At 69.8% G+C, this 17,936-nt stretch carries 15 protein-coding genes and 2 tRNA genes; 11 read left to right on the forward strand and 6 right to left on the reverse strand.

Annotated elements, in window-relative coordinates; genetic code table 11:
- Positions 1–1,446 (reverse strand): amino acid permease, encoded by a 1,446-nt coding sequence (locus ACZ63F_RS13475; RefSeq protein ID WP_352361028.1) that lies wholly within the window; start codon positions 1,444–1,446, stop codon positions 1–3.
- A gap of 217 nt (positions 1,447–1,663) precedes the next feature.
- Between ACZ63F_RS13475 and ACZ63F_RS13480 the strand changes: the two genes are divergently transcribed.
- Entirely contained in the window at positions 1,664–2,149 is a 486-nt protein-coding gene (locus ACZ63F_RS13480) for a ribose-5-phosphate isomerase (protein ID WP_469710725.1), read from the forward strand.
- 320 nt (positions 2,150–2,469) lie between these two features.
- Positions 2,470–3,273 (forward strand): Fpg/Nei family DNA glycosylase, encoded by an 804-nt coding sequence (locus tag ACZ63F_RS13485; protein ID WP_469710727.1) that lies wholly within the window; start codon positions 2,470–2,472, stop codon positions 3,271–3,273.
- 7 nt (positions 3,274–3,280) lie between these two features.
- On the opposite strand, the gene ACZ63F_RS13490 is transcribed toward ACZ63F_RS13485, so the two are convergent.
- Entirely contained in the window at positions 3,281–4,522 is a 1,242-nt protein-coding gene (locus ACZ63F_RS13490) for a GNAT family N-acetyltransferase (RefSeq protein WP_469710730.1), read from the reverse strand.
- Between the two features lie 174 nt (positions 4,523–4,696).
- On the opposite strand from ACZ63F_RS13490, the gene ACZ63F_RS13495 reads away from it, so the two are divergent.
- Positions 4,697–5,860, forward strand: a complete 1,164-nt coding sequence (locus ACZ63F_RS13495) for a PP2C family protein-serine/threonine phosphatase (RefSeq protein WP_352361020.1) — start codon at positions 4,697–4,699, stop codon at positions 5,858–5,860.
- A 377-nt stretch (positions 5,861–6,237) separates the two neighbouring features.
- Complete coding sequence (locus ACZ63F_RS13500) at positions 6,238–6,690, forward strand: HD domain-containing protein (protein ID WP_469710732.1); 453 nt, start codon at positions 6,238–6,240, stop codon at positions 6,688–6,690.
- Positions 6,691–6,703: 13 nt separating this feature from the next.
- Here the strand turns inward: ACZ63F_RS13500 and ACZ63F_RS13505 are convergent, their stop codons facing one another.
- A complete protein-coding gene (locus tag ACZ63F_RS13505; protein ID WP_469710734.1) occupies positions 6,704–7,822 on the reverse strand; it encodes an acyltransferase family protein in 1,119 nt (372 codons plus the stop codon).
- A 458-nt stretch (positions 7,823–8,280) separates the two neighbouring features.
- On the opposite strand from ACZ63F_RS13505, the gene ACZ63F_RS13510 reads away from it, so the two are divergent.
- Complete coding sequence (locus ACZ63F_RS13510) at positions 8,281–8,475, forward strand: hypothetical protein (protein ID WP_089107496.1); 195 nt, start codon at positions 8,281–8,283, stop codon at positions 8,473–8,475.
- Positions 8,476–8,571: 96 nt separating this feature from the next.
- Here the strand turns inward: ACZ63F_RS13510 and ACZ63F_RS13515 are convergent, their stop codons facing one another.
- Both ACZ63F_RS13515 and ACZ63F_RS13520 read right to left on the reverse strand, forming a co-directional pair.
- On the reverse strand, positions 8,572–8,784 hold the full coding sequence (locus ACZ63F_RS13515) for a hypothetical protein (protein WP_352361015.1): 213 nt from the start codon (positions 8,782–8,784) through the stop codon (positions 8,572–8,574).
- Positions 8,785–8,880: 96 nt separating this feature from the next.
- Positions 8,881–8,951: transfer RNA gene (locus tag ACZ63F_RS13520), tRNA-Gly, on the reverse strand.
- 176 nt (positions 8,952–9,127) lie between these two features.
- Between ACZ63F_RS13520 and ACZ63F_RS13525 the strand changes: the two genes are divergently transcribed.
- The 5 genes from ACZ63F_RS13525 (at position 9,128) to clpX (ending at position 13,965) form a co-directional block, all read left to right on the forward strand.
- Positions 9,128–9,204 (forward strand) — tRNA-Pro (locus ACZ63F_RS13525).
- A gap of 186 nt (positions 9,205–9,390) precedes the next feature.
- Complete coding sequence (gene tig / locus ACZ63F_RS13530; RefSeq protein WP_469710737.1) at positions 9,391–10,785, forward strand: trigger factor; 1,395 nt, start codon at positions 9,391–9,393, stop codon at positions 10,783–10,785.
- A gap of 346 nt (positions 10,786–11,131) precedes the next feature.
- Positions 11,132–11,737: an ATP-dependent Clp protease proteolytic subunit gene (locus tag ACZ63F_RS13535; RefSeq protein ID WP_093503033.1), complete on the forward strand. Its 606-nt coding sequence runs from the start codon at positions 11,132–11,134 to the stop codon at positions 11,735–11,737.
- A 73-nt stretch (positions 11,738–11,810) separates the two neighbouring features.
- A complete protein-coding gene (locus tag ACZ63F_RS13540; RefSeq protein WP_351959215.1) occupies positions 11,811–12,476 on the forward strand; it encodes an ATP-dependent Clp protease proteolytic subunit in 666 nt (221 codons plus the stop codon).
- A 202-nt stretch (positions 12,477–12,678) separates the two neighbouring features.
- Entirely contained in the window at positions 12,679–13,965 is a 1,287-nt protein-coding gene (gene clpX, locus ACZ63F_RS13545; protein WP_093503035.1) for an ATP-dependent Clp protease ATP-binding subunit ClpX, read from the forward strand.
- A 97-nt stretch (positions 13,966–14,062) separates the two neighbouring features.
- Here the strand turns inward: clpX and ACZ63F_RS13550 are convergent, their stop codons facing one another.
- Positions 14,063–15,043, reverse strand: a complete 981-nt coding sequence (locus tag ACZ63F_RS13550; RefSeq protein ID WP_469710739.1) for a hypothetical protein — start codon at positions 15,041–15,043, stop codon at positions 14,063–14,065.
- A gap of 137 nt (positions 15,044–15,180) precedes the next feature.
- On the opposite strand from ACZ63F_RS13550, the gene ACZ63F_RS13555 reads away from it, so the two are divergent.
- Positions 15,181–17,811 carry a valine--tRNA ligase gene (locus tag ACZ63F_RS13555; RefSeq protein WP_469710741.1) on the forward strand — a complete coding sequence of 877 codons (2,631 nt, stop codon included), beginning with the start codon at positions 15,181–15,183 and terminating at the stop codon, positions 17,809–17,811.
- The last annotated feature ends 125 nt before the right edge of the window (positions 17,812–17,936 follow it).

A 17,936-nucleotide genomic window follows, 5' to 3' on the forward strand; every position in this document is an offset into this window, starting at 1 on the left:
TCAGCCGACGGACACCTGGTCGGCGGGCTCGGTGACCGCCTCCTTCGCCCGGCCGCCGGTCACCTTCTCCTTCACCACCGCGACGGCGACCACCGCCGCCGCGACCAGCAGCGAGAGCAGCACGGTGGTACGGCCGCTGCTCTCGCCCTCCGTGTCGGTCAGCATGTAGCCGAGGACGAACACGATCAGACCGGCTGTCGCCCAGGTCAGGTACGGGTACAGCCACATCTTCACGACGAGCTTCTCCGGCGCCTCGGCCTGGATGATCTTCCGCATGCGCAGCTGCGAGAAGCAGATGACGAGCCAGACGAACAGGGCCACAGCGCCGCTGGAGTTGACCAGGAAGAGGAAGACGGAGTCCGGGAACTTGTAGTTGAAGAACACGGCGACGAACCCGAACAGCACGGACGCGACGATCGCGGCCATCGGCACCCCGCGGGCGGTGGTCCGGGCGAACGCCTTCGGGGCGTCACCCCGCTGCCCGAGCGAGAAGGCCATCCGGGAGGCCGTGTACAGACCGGAGTTGAGACAGGACAGCACCGACGTCAGCACGATGACGTTCATGATCTGGCCGGCGTGCGCGATGCCGAGGGAGTCGAGGGCGGCGACGTAGGAGCCCTTCTCCTTGATGGACGGGTCGTTCCACGGCACCAGCGAGACCACGATCAGGATCGAGCCGAGGTAGAAGACGCCGATCCGCCAGATGATGCTGTTCGTGGACTTGGTGACCGCGCGCTGCGGGTCCTCGGACTCACCCGCGGCCAGGGTGGCGATCTCGCTGCCCATGAAGGAGAAGACGACGAGCAGCACGCCGGTGAGGATGGCGCCGGGCCCGTGCGGCAGGAACCCGCCGTGGCCGGTGAGGTTGGAGAAGCTCGCCCTGTCGGTGTCCGCGCCGGGCAGTACGCCCAGCACCGCGAGCAGGCCGACGACGATGAACGCGCCGATCGCGACGACCTTGATGCCGGCGAACCAGAACTCGAACTCGCCGTAGGAGCCGACGGAGACCAGGTTGGTGGCGGTGAGCACCGCCATCACGATGAGCGCCCAGCCCCACTGCGGTACGGCCGGGATCCAGCCTGCCAGGATCGTGGCGCCGGCGGTCGCCTCGACCGCCAGCACCACCACCCAGAAGAACCAGTACAGCCAGCCGATGGAGAACCCGGCCCAGCGGCCGAGCGCGCGGTCCGCGTGTGCGGAGAACGATCCGGAGGTGGGGTTGGCGGCGGACATCTCGCCGAGCATCCGCATCACCAGCACCACGAGCGTGCCGACGAGCGCGTACGACAGCAGGATGCCGGGGCCTGCGGTGGCGATGCCGGTGCTGGAACCGACGAAGAGGCCGGCGCCGATGACACCGCCGATGGCGATCATCGACAGATGCCGGTTCTTGAGTCCTGCCTGGAGACCGTCCCGGGGACCGTCGTGGGGGCCGTTGCCAGTCATGGGGGGAATTCCTTTGTGCCGGGTGAGCGGGCTCTCGCACGAGCGGCGTACGAGTTGGTCCAGTGAAACGGAGGTGGACTGATTCCTGAACCTTTGAATCCAGATCGTTACTTGAGGTTTTCCTGAGGTTCTGTAGTGTTACTCACAAATTCCGGCAGGCTTTCGGGTATGCGGCCCCGGCCCTGCCGGGTGTTCCCGCCCGTGTCACACTCGTCCCATGCGCGTGTATCTCGGCTCCGACCATGCGGGCTTCGAACTCAAGAACCACCTCGTCGAGTGGCTGAAGGCGGCGGGCCACGACCCCGTGGACTGCGGCCCCCACATCTACGACGCCGACGACGACTACCCGCCCTTCTGCCTCCGCGCGGCCGAGCGGACGGCCGCCGACCCCGCCGCCCTCGGCATCGTGATCGGCGGCTCCGGCAACGGTGAGCAGATCGCCGCGAACAAGGTGAAGGGCGTGCGGGCGGCGCTCGCCTGGAGCGAGGAGACCGCGTCGCTCGGCCGACAGCACAACAACGCGAACGTCGTCGCGGTGGGCGCGCGCATGCACACGCAGGACGAGGCGACGAAGTTCGTCGAGACCTTCCTGAACACGCCGTTCTCCGAGGGCGAGCGGCACATCCGCCGCATCGACATGCTGTCCGCGTACGAGGCCACGGGCGACCTCCCGCCCATCCCGGCGCACCACCCGCAGCCGTAGCCTCTGCCCACCCACCCACCCACCCGCCCGACTCGGTCGCCCGAGAGGCGGGGCAGGGGGCAGCCGGTAGTCGTTCGCCCGCGGGCGCGCGGGGGCTGATCGCGCAGTTCCCCGCGCGCCTTGCGGGGCGCTCCCGCGGGCGCAGCCGACAAAGTTCCGTGCCTCATACGGGGTGCTGCCTCCGGCGGAGCCGACAAAGTTCCGTGCCTCTTACTGGGCGCTGAGCCCGGGCTCCGTGCCCGGGGGCTTCCGGTCCTTCGACGTGCACCTCTCCACTGACCGAGTCGGGTGGGTGGGTGGGTGGGAAAGGAATCACCTCAGTGCCAGAAGGGCACACGATCCACCGGCTCGCGCTGGACTACCGTCGGCTCACCGGGCCCGTACGGGTCACCAGCCCGCAGGGCAAGTTCTCCGACGCCGCGGAACTGATCGACGGCGCCCCCCTCACCCGTACCGAGGCCCACGGCAAGCACCTCTTCCTCGGCTTCCGCGACAGCGACTGGGTTCACATCCACCTCGGCCTCTTCGGCAAGGTCACCTTCGGCGACGCCCCCGCACCCCCGGCCACCGACACCGTCCGCCTGCGCCTGGCGAACCCCACGGCCTACGTCGACCTGCGCGGCCCCACCACCTGCGCCCTGATCACCGACGCCGAGAAGACCGCCGTACACGCCCGCCTCGGCCCCGACCCGCTCCGTGCCGACGCCGACCCGGACGCGGCGTACCGCAGGATCTCCCGCAGCCGTACGACGATCGCAGCCCTGCTGATGGACCAGAAGGTCATCGCCGGGGTCGGGAACGTCTACCGCGCCGAGGTCCTGTTCCGGCACGGGATCGACCCGTACCGCGCGGGCAGGGACATCACCCCCGCCGAGTGGGACGCCGTCTGGGCCGACCTCGTCGGGCTCATGCGCGAGGGCGTCCGCGACAACCGCATCGACACCGTGCGGCCCGAGCACACCCCGGAGGCGATGGGCCGCCCGCCGCGCGTCGACGACCACGGCGGTGAGGTGTACGTCTACCGCCGGGCCACCCTGCCCTGCCACCTCTGCGGCTCCGAGATCCGCACCGCGGGCCTCGCCGCCCGCAACCTCTTCTGGTGCCCCACCTGCCAGAAACGCTGAGCGCGCACTAGAAGCCGTGCGGCAGCCACGGCAGCACCGGTGACCCGAAGGCCACCGACGCCTCCGCCAGTGCCCCCGGCCGCAGTTCGCCCACCCGCCCGGCCCGCGCCAGCGACAGCAGGGACACGCCACCGAGGTAGGCCGCCCCCAACTCCCGCACCGACAGCGTCAGCTCGGCCGCGTCCGTCGTACGCTCGCAGGACGCCCCCTTGGCGTCCCCGGTCAGTCGCCAACGCCCGGCGTTCCAGGGGCAGAAGGCGTCCGCCACCTCCAGCACCACGTCCACCGGCGCCTGGTAGGTCCGCGCCGCGAGCGCCGCACCGACGTCGACGAGCCGGACGTACGCCGCGTCCCGCACCCGCGTCCGGCACCGCCGGATGTCGGAGACCAGGTACTGCCAGGCTTCGTCGACCGGCCGGTTGCGCACCGTCAGCGTCGTCATCAGGTCGATCTCGGACAGGAACCGCCACAGCGCCGCGTCGCTCGCCGGGTCGAGCGCGGCGAGGTCCTCCAGCGTCACCGTGCCGTCGTGCCCGCTCGCCGACCAGCCCATCTTCGTACGGAACCGGGCGTACCCCGTGACCCTCCCGTCCCGCTCGGCGACCACGCACTGCAGCGCCGACGCCCCGCCCCGCTCGCTCTCCGGGTCCAGCAGCCCCGCCCGCTCCCAACCGGGCTGCCGGGCCAGCATCCCGGGCCGCAGCGGCACCAGCTCCGCATAGACCGCCTCGCACGCGCCGAGCACCTCGGCCGGATCGGCGTACCGCAGCCGTACGTCACCGGTGCCGGCCGGCACCTCAAGCGTCACCCGGCCGGTGTCGATCTCGGCCTGCAGCTGGAAGGTCGCGGCGCCGTACCCGAAGCGGCCGTAGATCGCCGGCTCGGAGGCGGTCAGCGCGGCCAGCGGCTCGCCCCACTCCCGGATGTCGTCCAGCTGACGGCGCATCATCGACGTCAGCACCCCGCGCCGCCGGTGCGTCGCGGCGACGCTCACCATGGTGATCCCGGCGGTGGGCAGCAGGGCACCGCCCGGCACGGTCATCCGGAACCGGAACGCCCCCGCCGTCCCGACGAGTTCGGACCCGTCCCAGACGGCCAGCGAGCGCTCGTAGTCGGTGAGGGACCGGTCCAGGTCGCGCTCCTCGGTCGATGCCGGACCGGCGCCGAAGGCCCGCACCAGGTGGTCCCACCAGCCGTCGAACTCCTCGGGACGCAGCACCTTCAACTGGGTCGCACGCTCGGTCGCCATACGCCATGACTACCAGGGCATTGCAGGGCGAGCCAGCGAATTTCTCCCGGACGGCGACGCGGGGGCTTCCGGTGAAGTTCACTGTGAAGTCGCACCCGAAGGTGAGCCTCGGACGGGGGACAAGTGGGACCTCCCGTGCCAAGCAGCTGGTTCGATGGATAGGGTCCCGAACTAATGGCAGTAGACCGAGAGCGGCGCGCGAAGGCCGACACCCTCCCGGCCCGGTGGAAAGTGCAGTGGCACCGGGTCCGCGTCGGCGTGCGCAGAAGCGCCGTGGACTACTTCCGCGGCGACGGCTCCGACTGGATCGCGCTGATCGGGCTGCTCCTGACCGTCCCGGTCCTCGCGGCCATGACCCTCGCCAACTCGGTCTGGTTCTCGCCCGCCGCGCTGGTCCTGCCGATCATCGCGGGCGGCCTGCTGCTGCGCCCGGCGAGCCTGCTCGGTCTGTACGCGGCGGCCGCCACCGCCCTGATCGTGGAGTCGGTACGGCTCGGCCCCTACACCGAGGGCCCCTCACGGGTCACCCCGGGCGTGGTCCTGACCGTCGCCGCCTGCGGTTTCTTCGGTCTGCTCACCGCCCAGTTCCGCAGCCGGGTCGGCGTGCCCTGGCGGCGCGGCGGCACCATGCTCTTCGACCTGCGCGAACGCATCCGGGTGCAGAGCAAGCTGCCGAAGCTGCCGCCGGGCTGGCACCGCGAGATGGCCCTGCGGCCGGCCGGCGGGCAGTCCTTCTCCGGCGACTTCGTGGTCGCGGCCCGCACGAACAACGGCCGCACGATGGAGGTCGTCCTCACCGACGTCTCCGGCAAGGGCATGGACGCGGCGTCCCGTGCCCTGCTCCTGTCCGGCGCCTTCGGCGGCCTCCTCGGCTCCCTCCCTCCGCACGCCTTCCTCCCCGCCGCCAACGGCTATCTGCTCCGCCAGGACTGGGACGAGGGCTTCGCGACCTCCATACACCTGGTCCTGGACCTCGACTCCGGCGACTACGAGCTGTACTCCGCGGGCCATCCGCCCGGCCTCCAGCTCAGCGCCGGCAGCGGCCGCTGGGAGGAGAAGGCCGCCGAGGGCCCCCTCCTCGGCGTGTACGACGGTGCCCAGTTCGACCCCGTCAAGGGCTCGCTGCGGCCCGGCGACGTCCTCATGATCTTCACGGACGGCCTGGTGGAGACCGCCGACCGCGACATCGTCGAAGGCATGGACCGCCTCACTGGTGAAGCCGACCGCTACGTCGCCGGCGGTTTCCACGGCGCCGCCTGGCACCTCATCGAGGCGGTCGCGAAGGACGTCAACGACGACAGGGCACTGCTGCTGATCTGCCGAGAGGCGGCACGATGAGCGCGGACCGTCGCCGTCCGCGGGCACGTCGCGACTGCCCGCCCAGTTCCCCGCACCCCTGACGACCCACTCCCAGCCGGCCCCCTGCAGGGGCGTGCAGGTGTGCTGCCCACGGCCGCGGGGGCTTGTGGGGCGACGTGGCTGCGGGTGTGTCGTGGCTGGTCGCGCAGTTCCCCGCGCCCCTGACGGGGCGCTGCCGTCGGCCGTAGCGACGCCGCTGCGGGTGTGTCGGGGCCGGTCGCGCAGTTCCTCGCGTCCCTTGGGGCTGCACAGCTGCGGGCAGTCGTGCCGCTGGGGCGGCACGGGTGGGCGCGGCGGCACTCTGCAAGTGCCGGTGAGGGAGACCCCCCGCCCCCCGGCCACGAGATACTCGCACCGTGAACCCGACCCCGCTCTCCCTCGCCGACGTCGAGAGACTCGCCCGTGACGCCCACGCGGCGCAGACCGACAAGGCAGGGCGGCCCTACGCCGAGCACCTCGCCGCCGTGGCCGACGGCGTCCGCGCCCGTGGCGGCGACCCGGACCAGATCGCCGCCGCCTGGCTGCACGACGCCGTCGAGGATCACGCCCTCACCGAGGAGTGGCTGGACACGGCCCCCCTCAGCCCCCGCACGAAGGCGGTCGTGCGCGCCCTCACCAAGCACCCCGGCGAGCCCCTGGAGTCGTACGCCCGGCGCGTCCTCGCCACCCCCGGCGCCCTCCTCGTCAAGGAAGCCGACCTCGCGCACAACGCCGACCCCGGCCGGCTCGCCGTACTGGACGAGGCCACCCGGAGCCGGCTGACCGAGAAGTACGCCCGGATGCGCGCCCTCCTCGGCCTCCCCGCCTAGGCGGAACCCGGCGTCACACGCCGGCCATCTCCCGGCTCCGCGGCTCCCGCTCCCGGGCCGTCTCCGCCGCGTCCCGCCGGAACGCCCAGTCCATCCGCGGCTCCATGGAGAACCGGAACACCCGCCGCACCGGCGAGGTGCACAGCAGCGTCACGCACCCGCCCGCGAGCGCCGTGACGAGGATCTCGCCGAGCGGCCCGTGCAGCCACCTCGGGTCGAACCAGCCCGCGTGCACGCCGTACTTCACGACGAAGCCGTGCAGGAGGTAGCCGTACAGCGTGCCCGCGCCCAGCGTCGTGAACCACGTCCGCCGGCCCGGTACCCAGGAGAAGAAGCCGGCCGTCAGCACCATCGAGCAGCCGAACATGGCGAGCACCATCACCGGCCCGCACCACCACGGCGCGCCCAGCTCCTGCGCGGAGTCCCGGTGGTAGAACCACGCGGTGTTCATCCGCGGCACCGACCACCACGCGAACGCCAGCGCGAAGGCGAACACCGGCACCGCGGCGATCCGTACCGGCCACCGGCGCACCAGCCGGAAGTGCTCGGGCCGCAGGCACAGGCCGAGCACGAAGTACGGCAGGAACTGCAGTACCCGCTGGAGGTCGAGGTCGTCACCGATGCTCGGGGACACGGACGCCAGCATCGCGATGCCGAAGGCGACCGGAAGGGGATGGCGGACGGCCCGCCACAGGGGCGTGGTCAGCCGCCAGACGAACAGCGCGCACAGGAACCAGGTCAGGTACCAGGGGTCGAGCAGGCTGATGTCCTGGCCGGAGTCGCCGACCACGAAGCGCTGGAAGAGCGAGTAGGCCGTCTCGAACAGAACATAGGGGACGACGACACCGGTGACCAGCCGCTTCAGCCGGTCGGGGCGCATGTCGAAGTTCCGGGAGAAGTAGCCGGAGATGATGATGAAGGCCGGCATGTGGAAGGCGTACACGAGGCAGTACGCCGCCTCCAGGACGCGGCTGTCGCCCTTCAGCGGCTCCCAGGAGTGACCCATCGCGACGAGCACGATCGCCAGGTACTTGGCGTTGTCGAAGAACGCGTCGCGGGGTCTGTCCGCCGGCGGCCGGGCCGGGGGACGCGGTGTTCGGTTCTGGCCGGGGGACGTGGCGGCGGCAAACATCTGAGGCACCCTAGCGTCGCCTGTGGGATTCCGTAAAACCGCCGAGGCGATTCCTGGTAATCAACGAGAACCGAATCTTGATCGCGGGGGGATTTACCGGCGTCGATGCCTGCGTGTTTGCAGTTCCATGCGGCACTTACACCCGTGATGTCCGCATTCATCCCTACCTATTGGTGCATAACGAGCGTGGGTTGCCGCGCCTTGCCGTGCCTGTGTCAATAATTCGAATTGGCTGCGCGCGAGTTGTGTGGACATGGAAACCATGTCTGTCAATTGCCGTGTGACCGCAGGCGGGTGGGGCCTCGAAATGCAGTGCGGGCAGTTGTCGGTGTGCGGCGAGTTGTCGACGTTGTGTCACGAACCGCATAGTGCGGCCGGGTTGGTGGCACGATGGATCTGGCGGGGTGCGGGGCCGTACCCCAGGCCGGAGAGCGGACCGACCGAGGGTGTGATCAGTTGTGGCCATTTCACTGTCTGTGGTGTTGCTGTTGGCGATCATCCTTGTGGTGATGATGAGAGGGGGGAACATCAAGGCGGGCCCCGCGATCGTCGCCGTCCTGTTCGGCTTCTTCCTCGCGTCGACCGGGATGGCCCCCTCCATCCAGCGCTTCCTCGACTCGCTGGCGCAGACCATAAACTCGATCAACTTCTGACCCCGGGGGCGGCCGGCGGCACGCGGCCCGCGCCACGACGGCGGCAGTGACCCGAGGCGCACGCGTGCCCGCCGCCACCCCGTGCGCTCTGTCCGCCTACCCGCGGGGAACGGGGACCTGCTTCCAGCCGTCGACCGACCTCGTGACGAACAGGACCCGATAGACCTCGCGGGTCCACACGGTGGCACCCTCCCCGTGCTCGGGCAGCTCCCGGAACGCCTCTTCCTCCGAGTCGTAGCTGTACCTACGACCCTTCGCGTCCTTGACCATCCACTCTCTGCCGGGCAGCCCCGCCGCTCCCATGGCCACGATGGCTTCGCCTCCCCTGCCGATCCGGTCCCGGCTACGACTGAGGCCCAGGTCTCCGGGTGAATCCACCCGGAGACCTGGGCCTGAGCCATGCGGAGCGGGCGACGGGAATCGAACCCGCGTAGTCAGTTTGGAAGACTGAAGCTCTACCATTGAGCTACGCCCGCACAACACGCGCCGCAGGTCGGGGACCGCGGCACCGAAGGCATCGTAGCGGGTCGTCCGGCGCGTAGGCCAACGCGAACCGGGCGGCGCGGATGCGGCGGCCGGACGAAGCCCGTGCGGGTGAACAAAGCGGCCGACGCGGGCGGCCCGGGCATGTACCCTACGTGTCGCACCGAAACGGGGTGTGGCGCAGCTTGGTAGCGCGTCCGCTTTGGGAGCGGAAGGCCGTGGGTTCAAATCCCGCCACCCCGACCACCACCTGACGGCGTCCGTCTTGATCGCCTTTTGGGCCGCTGAGCCGCTGCGGTTACTATGCAAGCTGCGCGCCCGTGTGTCCCGGCCCCTGTACGGCGGCCTGCGAACTCCTCCGGGCGGCGAAACTCCGCCGGGCCCCTCTGGCACCGGCAGAACCCGAGAAGTCAGCCACAAGGAGACCGAACCGTGAAGAGCGCCGTGGAGACCCTGAACCCGACCCGGGTTCGGCTCACTGTCGAGGTGCCCTTCGAGGAGCTCAAGGACAGCCTCGACGCGGCGTACAAGAAGATCAACCAGCAGGTCACGGTGAAGGGCTTCCGCAAGGGCAAGATCCCGGCCCGCGTCATCGACCAGCGGTTCGGCCGCGGTGCGGTCCTGGAGGAGGCGGTCAACGACGCGCTTCCGAAGTTCTACACCGAAGCGGTCAACGAGGCCGAGCTGAACCCGCTGGGCCAGCCCGAGGTCGACATCACGGAGCTGAAGGACGGCGAGACGCTGAACTTCACCGCCGAGGTCGACGTCCGCCCGGCCCTGGAGATCCCGGACTACTCCGGCATCGAGGTCGAGGTCGACGCCGTCGAGGTGTCGGACGAGGACGTCGAGAAGTCCGTGGAGCAGCTCCGCGAGCGCTTCGCCTCCACCTCCCCGGTAGAGCGGGCCGCCGAGGACGGCGACGTCGTGACCATCGACCTGGAGGCCAAGGTCGACGGCGAGGTCCTGGAGGACGGCATTGCCAGCGGCGTCTCCTACACCATCGGCTCCGGCGAGCTGCTGGACGGCATCGACGACGCCGTGAAGGGCCTTGAGGCCGGTGGCGAGGCCACCTTCTCCTCCGAGCTCAAGGGCGGCTCCGCGGCCGGCCGCGAGGCCGAGGTCACCGTCAAGGTCACCCAGGTCGCCGCCCGCGAACTCCCGGAGCTGGACGACGAGTTCGCGCAGCTCGCCTCCGAGTTCGACACCCTGGACGAGCTCAAGGCCGACAGCCGCAAGCGCCTCGCCGACATGAAGACGTACGACCAGGCCACGCAGGCCCAGGAGCGCGTCCTGGAGAAGCTCCTGGAGCTCGTCGAGGTGCCCGTCCCCGAGAAGCTGCTCGAGGACGAGATCAACACCCGCAAGCACAACCTGGAGCACCACCAGCTCGGCCAGATGGGCCTCGACCTCGCGAAGTACCTGGAGATCCAGGGCAAGACCGAGGAGGAGTTCGAGACCGAGACCCGCGAGGCCGCGATCAAGGGCATCAAGACCCAGTTCGTCCTCGACGAGCTGGTCAAGGTCGAGAAGCTGAACGTCAACCAGGAGGAGCTCACCGAGCACCTCATGCGGCGCGCGGCCTCCTCCGGCATGTCCCCCGACCAGTTCGCCCAGGCCGTCGTCGAGGGCGGCCAGGTTCCGCTCCTGGTCGGCGAGGTCGCCCGCGGCAAGGCCCTGGCCGTCGTGGTCGAGGCCGCCACGGTGAAGGACACCAACGGCGAGATCGTCGACCTGGACGACGAGGACGAGGACGAGACCGCGACGGAGGCCCCTGAGGCCACCGCCGAGGCCACCGACGCCGCGGACGAGGACAAGGCCGAGGGCTGAGCCCTACGGCGCCCACAACGGCGCACAGGGGCTCCTGGGACCATCCCGGGAGCCCCTTTGCCGTATGCGCCGGGGAAGCCCACCCAGGGGCGCGGGGAACTGCGCGAGCGGCCCCCACACAGCCGCACGCGCCCCCGTACCGCATCCCGAACGGCGCTACGCCCCCGGCGAACAGCCCTGTTACCGGGATTCCCCGAAGGGACCATCGCGTTAGGGTCCATGAGTACGAGGGCAAGGGGACCGGAGTCCGTCAGGACTGCAGCCCCCGGCCAAGCCCCCGGCTAGGGAAACGTGAGACGGCCCGGCGCCGTCGTACAGACGAGCAGGTGGATACGTGACGAATCTGATGCCCTCCGCCGCCGGCGAGCCTTCCATCGGTGGTGGCCTCGGTGACCAGGTCTACAACCGGCTGCTCGGTGAGCGGATCATCTTCCTCGGCCAGCAGGTGGACGACGACATCGCGAACAAGATCACCGCGCAGCTGCTGCTGCTCGCGGCCGATCCCGGCAAGGACATCTACCTCTACATCAACAGCCCCGGTGGCTCGGTGACGGCCGGCATGGCGATCTACGACACCATGCAGTACATCCCGAACGACGTGGTGACCATCGCGATGGGCATGGCGGCCTCGATGGGCCAGTTCCTGCTCACCGGCGGCGCCGCCGGCAAGCGCTTCGCGCTGCCGCACGCCGACATCATGATGCACCAGGGCTCCGCGGGCCTCGGCGGTACCGTCTCGGACATCAAGATCCAGGCCGAGTACCTGCTGCGCACCAAGAAGCGCATGTCCGAGCTGACCGCGCAGCACTCCGGCCAGACCGTCGAGGCCATCATCCGCGACGGCGACCGCGACCGCTGGTTCACCCCGGAAGAGGCCAAGGAGTACGGTCTCATTGACGAGATCATCACGCATGCCTCCGGTGTTCCGGGAGGCGGCGGCACCGGCGCCTGAGACCAGGCCCGGCCACGCCACGCTCCGCCGAGACTCCAGCCCCCCGAACGCCACCAGGACGGTGAACACCCTCATGAGCAACATCCCCGGCACGGCTGACGCCCGCTACGACGGGCCCCGGCCCGACGCCCGCTACGTCATCCCGCGCTTCGTCGAGCGCACCTCCCAGGGCATCCGCGAGTACGACCCGTACGCGAAGCTCTTCGAGGAGCGCGTGATCTTCCTCGGCGTCCAGATCGACGACGCCTCCGCCAACGACGTCATGGCGCAGCTGCTGTGCCTGGAGTCGATGGACCCCGACCGGGACATCTCGATCTACATCAACAGCCCGGGCGGCGACATGACCGCCCTCACGGCGATCTACGACACGATGCAGTTCGTGAAGCCCGACATCCAGACGGTCTGCATGGGCCAGGCGGCCTCCGCCGCGGCCATCCTGCTCGCCGCCGGCACGCCCGGCAAGCGCATGGCGCTGCCGAACTCCCGCGTGCTGATCCACCAGCCGGCCGGTTCCACCGGCCGCGGCCAGCTCTCCGACCTGGAGATCATCGCCAAGGAGTTCACGCGGATGCGTGACCAGCTGGAGACCATGCTGGCCAAGCACTCCAACCGCGCGATCGAGCAGGTCCGCGAGGACATCGAGCGCGACAAGATCCTCACGGCCGAGGAAGCGCTGGAGTACGGCATCGTGGACCAGATCATCTCCACCCGGAAGATGAACAACACCGACGTCCGCTGACGGAGGCCGCTGACAGAGAATGTATTCTCTGCCGCCCTTGGCACGGTTCGACCGCGCGCACGGCAAGGTGCACGTCAAAGTGAACCGTGCCAAGGGGGGCCCGTACGAGGGGCCCGGCAAGGTACCGTCGACATAAGGCAGCACCAGGAGCCGCTGGATTCGAGAGAGTCCAGGCGTCTCCCAGGCGAAGGGGAAGCACACCGTGGCACGCATCGGTGACGGCGGCGATCTGCTCAAGTGCTCGTTCTGCGGCAAGAGCCAGAAGCAGGTCAAGAAGCTCATCGCAGGGCCCGGTGTGTACATCTGCGACGAGTGCATCGACCTCTGCAACGAGATCATCGAGGAGGAGCTCGCCGAGACGAGCGAGGTGCGCTGGGAGGAACTCCCCAAGCCCCGCGAGATCTACGAGTTCCTGGAGGGCTACGTGGTGGGCCAGGAGCCCGCCAAGAAAGCCCTCTCGGTCGCGGTGTACAACCACTACAAGCGCGTCCAGGCAGGGGAGAACGGCGGCGCCCAAGGCCGCGACGACGCCATCGAGTTGGCGAAGTCCAACATCCTCCTGCTGGGCCCGACCGGCTCCGGCAAGACGCTCCTCGCGCAGACCCTGGCCCGCATGCTGAACGTGCCGTTCGCGATCGCCGACGCCACCGCGCTGACGGAGGCCGGTTACGTGGGCGAGGACGTCGAGAACATCCTCCTCAAGCTGATCCAGGCCGCCGACTACGACGTCAAGAAGGCCGAGACCGGGATCATCTACATCGACGAGATCGACAAGGTCGCGCGGAAGAGTGAAAATCCGTCGATCACGCGGGACGTCTCCGGCGAGGGCGTGCAGCAGGCCCTGCTGAAGATCCTGGAGGGCACCACGGCCTCGGTCCCGCCGCAGGGCGGCCGCAAGCACCCGCACCAGGAGTTCATCCAGATCGACACGACGAACGTGCTGTTCATCGTGGGCGGTGCGTTCGCCGGCCTGGAGAAGATCATCGAGTCCAGGGCGGGCGCCAAGGGCATCGGCTTCGGCGCGACCATCCGCTCCAAGCGCGAACTGCAGTCCAAGGACCAGTTCGAGGACGTCATGCCCGAGGACCTGGTCAAGTTCGGCATGATCCCGGAGTTCATCGGCCGTCTCCCGGTCATCACCTCGGTCCACAACCTGGACCGCGAGGCCCTCCTCCAGATCCTGATCGAGCCGCGCAACGCGCTCGTCAAGCAGTACCAGCGCCTCTTCGAACTCGACGGCGTGGAGCTGGACTTCGAGCGCGAGGCCCTGGAGGCCATCGCCGACCAGGCGATCCTCCGCCAGACCGGCGCCCGCGGCCTGCGCGCCATCATGGAAGAGGTCCTCATGTCGGTGATGTACGAGGTCCCGTCCCGCAAGGACGTGGCCCGCGTCGTCATCACGGCCGACGTCGTCCACTCCAACGTCAACCCGACCCTGATCCCGCGCGACGCCCGCGGCCGGGGCGCGGGGGAGCAGAAGTCGGCGTAACCCCCGTACGACGAACGACGGAAGGGGCCCGGTCACTCGACCGGGCCCCTTCCGTCGTTGCCGGGCGTCCGCCGGGTGACGGCGGACGCCGACGTCGCTAGAGCTTGACGCGGACTTCGTTCCGCAGCTTGGCCGTGATGTCGGCATTGCCGGCGATCAGGCTGCTGTCGCTCCCGCTCAGATTCGCGTAGCTGAACGCCGTGACGAAGGCGACGGTGCTGTGGTCGCCCCAGATGCACATGGGCGTCTTGAGTGTCGTCGGCTCGCCGGCGGAGGCACCGGAACTGTTGTCGATCTGTATCAGCTGGCACTTCATGACGCCGTTGCTGAAGCCCGCCGGGCTGACCGTCTCGGGGCTGCCGACCAGCTTGCTCTTGTCCGAGGAACCGCTCTTCTCGTACTCGGACTTGACCTTGGCGAACATGGCGTCGACGACCGCCTCCGGGTCGTCGATCGTCCCGTACACCCCGGCGAACGAGAGGCTCTTCGTCGTCAGACCCGAGCCGCTCCCGTACCCGGCGCTGACGGACTTCGGGTTCTTCACGCCCATCTTCTCGAAGTCCGAGACGTCCGAGTCGGTCAGCCCGCCCGGGCCGTCGGAGCTGTCCGACTTCTTGTACGTCCCGTTGACGACCGTCGCGGGCGTCGTCAGCTTGTGCGCGCCGTCGTCCTTGATGCCGTCGCCACCACCGCCCCCGGCGAGCACGAAGTACGCGCCGACCGCGACCGCGGCCACCACCGCCACCGCGCCGACGACCAGCCCCGTCCTCTTCTTGCCGGCCCCGGGAGCCGGCGGCTGCGGAACGCCGTAGGGCTGCTGGCCGTACGGGGGCTGCTGGCCGTACGGGTTCGGCTGCGGGGGAACGCCCTGCTGTGGATAGCCGTAGCCCGGCTGCGGCGGCTGCTGCCCGTAGGGACCCGGCTGCGGCGGGGCCGCCGGCGGAGCCTGCTGCGGGTAGCCGTAGCCGGGCTGCGGCGCCTGCGGCGGCCCGCCGTACGGACCCGGCTGCTGCCCGTACGGTCCCGGCTGCTGCTGGGGCGGCGGCCCGCCGTACGGGCCCGGCTGCTGGTAGCTCATCTCTGGGTTCCCCTCCAGATGCTTATGTGTTCCTGACATCCTGGCGCAGTCACAGGGGACTCATGGCACGGGGGCGCCCACCGTTACGGAACAAACGCGTTTCGGGACAGCCCTGAGACACCTCTAAACTGGGCCGCGTGACCGAGAATGCTCAGCAGCAGCCCACAGCGCCCAGCACCGAACTGCCGACCCAGTACGCGCCGGCCGACGTAGAGGGGCCGCTGTACGAGCGCTGGGTAGAGCGCGGTTACTTCGCGGCCGACGCCAAGAGCGACAAGCCCGCGTACACCATCGTCATCCCCCCGCCGAACGTCACGGGTTCACTGCACCTGGGCCACGCCTTCCAGCACACGCTGATGGACGCGCTGACCCGCCGCAAGCGCATGCAGGGCTTCGAGTCGCTGTGGCTGCCCGGCATGGACCACGCCGGCATCGCCACCCAGAACAAGGTCGAGCAGCAGCTCGCCGAGGAGGGCAAGTCCCGCCACGACCTGGGCCGCGAGGAGTTCGTCGAGCGGGTCTGGCAGTGGAAGGAAGAGTACGGCGGCAGGATCCTCGGCCAGATGCGCCGCCTCGGCGACGGCGTCGACTGGGACCGCGAGCGCTTCACCATGGACGAGGGCCTGTCCAAGGCCGTCCAGACCATCTTCAAGAAGCTCTACGACGACGAGCTGATCTACCGCGCCGAGCGCATCATCAACTGGTGCCCGCGCTGCCTGACGGCCATCTCGGACATCGAGGTGGAGTACCAGGAGGACGACGGCGAGCTGGTCTCCATCAAGTACGGCGAGGGCGACGAGACGCTGGTCGTCGCCACCACGCGTGCGGAGACGATGCTCGGCGACACCGCCGTCGCCGTCCACCCCGACGACGAGCGCTACAGGCACCTGGTCGGCAAGCGGATCAAGCTGCCGCTGACGGACCGTACGATCCCCGTCGTCGCCGACACGCACGTCGACCCCGAGTTCGGCACGGGCGCCGTCAAGGTCACCCCGGCCCACGACCCGAACGACTTCGCGATCGGCCAGCGGCACGGCCTGGAGTCCATCACCGTGATGGACGAGCGCGCCGTCATCACGGTCCACGGCCCGTTCGAGGGCCTGGACCGCTTCGAGGCGCGGTCCGCGATCGTCGCGGCGCTGCGCTCGCAGGGCCGGATCGTCGCCGAGAAGCGGCCCTACGTCCACAGCGTCGGGCACTGCTCGCGCTGCAAGACCACCATCGAGCCGCGCCTGTCCATGCAGTGGTGGGTCAAGGTCGGCCCGCTCGCGCAGGCCGCCGGTGACGCGGTCCGCGACGGCCGGGTGAAGATCCACCCCGAGGACATGTCGAAGCGGTACTTCGACTGGGTCGACAACATGCACGACTGGTGCATCTCGCGCCAGCTGTGGTGGGGCCACCGCATCCCGGTCTGGTACGGCCCCGAGGGCCAGGTCGTCTGCGTCGGCCCCGACGAGCAGCCGCCCGGCACCGAGGCGGAGGGCTGGAAGCAGGACACCGACGTCCTCGACACCTGGTTCTCCTCCGGCCTGTGGCCGTTCTCCACCCTCGGCTGGCCCGAACAGACCGCGGACCTGCGCAAGTTCTACCCGACCGACGTCCTGCTCACCGGCCACGACATCATCTTCTTCTGGGTCGCCCGGATGATGATGTTCGGTCTCTACGCCATGGACGGCGAGGTCCCCTTCCGCACCATCGCGCTGACCGGCCTGGTCCGTGACGAGCGCGGCAAGAAGATGTCGAAGTCCTTCGGCAACGTCGTCGACCCGCTGGACTGGATGGACAAGTACGGCTCCGACGCCGTCCGCTTCACCCTGGCCCGCGGCGCCAACCCCGGCACCGACGTCCCGATCGGCGAGGACTGGGTCCAGGCCTCCCGCAACTTCGCCAACAAGATCTGGAACGCGACCCGCTTCGCCCTGATGAACGGCGCCACCGTCGAGGGCCCGCTCCCGGACCCGGCCGAGATGTCGGCGACGGACCGCTGGATCCTCTCCCGCCTGAACAAGACGGTCGCCGAAGTCGACGCGTTCTACGACGACTTCCAGTTCGCCAAGCTGTCCGACTCCCTCTTCCACTTCGCGTGGGACGAGGTCTTCGACTGGTACGTCGAGCTGTCCAAGACGACGTTCCAGGCGGGCGGCCGGGGCGCCGAGGTCTCCCGGCGCGTCCTGGGCGAGGTCCTGGACGTCACCCTGAAGCTGCTGCACCCGGTCGTCCCGTTCGTCACGGACACCCTGTGGACGACGCTGACCGGCGGCGAGTCGGTCGTGATCGCCGACTGGCCGGCCGACAGCGCCTTCCGGGACGAGGCGGCGGAGCGGGAGATCGAGAGCCTCCAGTCCGTCATCACCGAGGTCCGCCGCTTCCGTGCCGACCAGGGCCTGCAGCCCGGCCAGCGGGTCCCGGCCCGCCTGTCCCTCGACGGCACGGCACTCGCCCCGCACGAGGCGGCCATCCGCCAGCTGCTGCGCCTGCAGCCCGAGGGCGACGCCTTCGCGGCCACGGCGACCCTCCCGGTGGCCGGCGCCACGGTCGCCCTCGACCTGTCCGGCACCATCGACGTCGCCGCCGAGCGCAAGCGCCTCGCGAAGGACCTCGCGGCCGCCGAGAAGGAGAAGGCGCAGGCGACGGGCAAGCTCGGCAACGAGGCGTTCCTGGGGAAGGCCCCGGACACCGTGGTGGAGAAGATCCGCACCCGGCTCGCCAAGGCCGAGGAGGACATCGCCCGCATCCAGGCCCAGCTGGAGCGCCTGCCGCAGGCGTGACCGGAGCGTCCCGCGAAGGCGTGCGGGGGGGCCCCCCCCCCAGGGCACCCGAACACCTCCAGCCCATCCTGGGGCCCTCCCCGACGATTTCCCTCCCCCCCCCCGCGCACTTCTCTGGAACCCCG

The sequence above is a fragment of the Streptomyces sp. NPDC104761 genome (assembly GCF_055583445.1).

Bases quoted from the DNA above. Each gene is read 5' to 3' on its own strand.
- ACZ63F_RS13475 (WP_352361028.1), bottom strand. From the start codon at position 1,446: ATGACTGGCAACGGCCCCCACGACGGTCCCCGGGACGGTCTCCAGGCA.
- ACZ63F_RS13480 (WP_469710725.1), top strand. From the start codon at position 1,664: ATGCGCGTGTATCTCGGCTCCGACCATGCGGGCTTCGAACTCAAGAAC.
- ACZ63F_RS13490 (WP_469710730.1), bottom strand. From the start codon at position 4,522: ATGGCGACCGAGCGTGCGACCCAGTTGAAGGTGCTGCGTCCCGAGGAG.
- ACZ63F_RS13495 (WP_352361020.1), top strand. From the start codon at position 4,697: ATGGCAGTAGACCGAGAGCGGCGCGCGAAGGCCGACACCCTCCCGGCC.
- ACZ63F_RS13505 (WP_469710734.1), bottom strand. From the start codon at position 7,822: ATGTTTGCCGCCGCCACGTCCCCCGGCCAGAACCGAACACCGCGTCCC.
- ACZ63F_RS13535 (WP_093503033.1), top strand. From the start codon at position 11,132: ATGCCCTCCGCCGCCGGCGAGCCTTCCATCGGTGGTGGCCTCGGTGAC.
- ACZ63F_RS13540 (WP_351959215.1), top strand. From the start codon at position 11,811: ATGAGCAACATCCCCGGCACGGCTGACGCCCGCTACGACGGGCCCCGG.
- ACZ63F_RS13550 (WP_469710739.1), bottom strand. From the start codon at position 15,043: ATGAGCTACCAGCAGCCGGGCCCGTACGGCGGGCCGCCGCCCCAGCAG.